This is a genomic window from Streptomyces sp. NPDC058000, assembly GCF_042886435.1.
Classification (GTDB): domain Bacteria; phylum Actinomycetota; class Actinomycetes; order Streptomycetales; family Streptomycetaceae; genus Streptomyces.
Genome location: NZ_JBHVQS010000132.1, coordinates 1 through 2028, shown reverse-complemented (window position 1 = coordinate 2028; position 2028 = coordinate 1). Strand labels below are relative to the sequence as shown.

Here is a 2028-nt window from a genome sequence, read left to right as displayed (position 1 = left end):
GGCCAGGATCTTCGGGCTGGCGACCTGGGCCCCAACCTCGCGCATCTTTTGCTGGACGAGCGCGACACCGGTGTCGAAGAGTTCCGTCTTCGCGGTCACTCGGATCTCGCCGGTCTTGCCGTCGATCAGCTCGACCTTGTTGCCGGCGTCCTCAAGCGCCTTCCGTGCCTGCTCGTCCTGGACGAACATCGTGATGACCTTCGGCGCGCCGTCCGGCAGCTCGTCGAGCCTGAGCTTCAGCTCGGTGATCGCGCGGTAAGCCTCGGGGCCACCCTCGACGACGAGCGCGGTATCGACGACGTCGGGCACGATGCCGAACTGCCGAGCCAGCTCTGCGACCTTCTCAATCGGCAGCTTGTACATATCCGCGAGGGACTTCAGCCCACCCTCGATGTGCCCATATGCCTCGGCGCCGGTCATGCCGCTGACGGCAAGGTTCTTGAACTCACCTCCCAGGTCGATCAGGCTCTCGCGCAGCAACTTCGCGTTCGACTTGTCCGGGTTGAGGTTGTCGTTCAGGTCGAGCAGATCCTGACCGAGCCCGCCGATGGGATCAGCACCCTTCGCGGCCGCTTCCGCGATCTCGCGCACCGCTTCCGCAGTGGAGAACAGCGCGGCCTGAGAATCGGTCTCCAAGATGCCCAGTGCCCTCAGCACGGTCTCGAGTCCCGACAGCTTCTTGTTGCTGTCGCCCGCCGCACCGGCGATCTCCTGCAATCCAGCCGAGATCTCGGCCCCAACGGGACCAATCCGCTTCATAGCCTCCTGGAGCTGCTGGTACTCCGCACGCTGCTCGCGCAGCCACGACGCGGCAACCTCCCCATCGCGACCGGAGGCGATGAGCCGCTGGCTGAGCTTGACGTACTCAGCCTCGGACCCCGAGACCGCCCGACCGAGTTCCTCGTTCGAGATCTTCTGGCGCTCAAGGGTCCCGGCGACCGCCTCGCCCGAGTCCGCGAGCCGATCTTGTGCGACGGCGGCGTCGACTGTCTCGCCGCGTGTGATACCGATTGCGCGGCCGAACGCGTCGAGGACGGCGACAGACTGCTGCAGTCGACTCGTCGACGTCGTAGCGAGCGTCTGCTGCTCCTGACGCAGATCGCGCATATTCGCGACGACCTTCTCGAAGACTTCACCTTCATTGCCCGTGGCCATCGTCTTGAACAGTTCGGAGTGCGCTGTCGCGGAGCGCTGCGCCGAGTCGGACAGGATGCGGTTCTGGTTCGCGGCCGCCGCCACGCCCTTCTGGTAGTTGATGACCGCGAACGTCGCCGCCATCAATGCGACACCCCAAGGGCCGCCCAGGAATCCCGCAAGACTCGACCCTGCAGAGCGCATCGCGCCCAGCGCGGGGGTCACACCGACGCGGACCGCACGCGCGAATCCGCCCGCAGCAGTGGATGACCCGATGAACGCGTTCTGCATTCCGCGGATCGTCGACGAGTTGTTACCCAGCGCTCGCATTGCCGCACCAGTGACGCCGATCTGCGGCGCGAGCCTGGTGAAGTCGCTACGGATCGCGGTCACGCCGGCGCGCAGTCCTGCAGTGGCCCTGGTCGCCGATTGTGCTGCAGTGGTCACCGGCTGGATAGCGGATCCGACACGGCCGACGATCGACGGGATGGTCTTGAACGCCAGCCACGCCGCAGCGAGGGCGACGACTGCACCCTGGTTGTTCTCCATCAGGCTGGCGGTCACGTTCAGGGCGGGCACGAGCGTCGCATCAAGCACGCGTGCAGACGCCTCGAGCGTCGAGAGGAAGATCTCCCAGGTCGACACACCCAGTGCGGCAGAGGCCTTGCCGAGCGACGACACGATCGAGCTGACCGCCGGGGCGATGGACCTCCCCGTGTCGAGGACCTTGTCCATGACGGCACCGATGCGGTCCATCGTGGTCACGACGATGTCGGAGTTGCGGAACTCCTGGAATCCCTCGCGCGCAGACGATCCGAACCTGAGCAGTGCAGGGATGTACTTGCCCGTCAGATCCCGCTCGAAGCCCGCCATGACAGGCTTGGTCTTGGCATC

1 protein-coding gene is annotated in these 2028 nt (G+C 65.7%); it reads right to left on the bottom strand.

Annotation, left to right across the window (positions count from 1 at the left end):
- On the bottom strand, positions 1 to 2007 hold a 2007-nt coding region (locus ACFVT2_RS43285; RefSeq protein WP_390027987.1), incomplete at its 3' end, for a hypothetical protein.
- Positions 2008 to 2028: the final 21 nt, after the last annotated feature.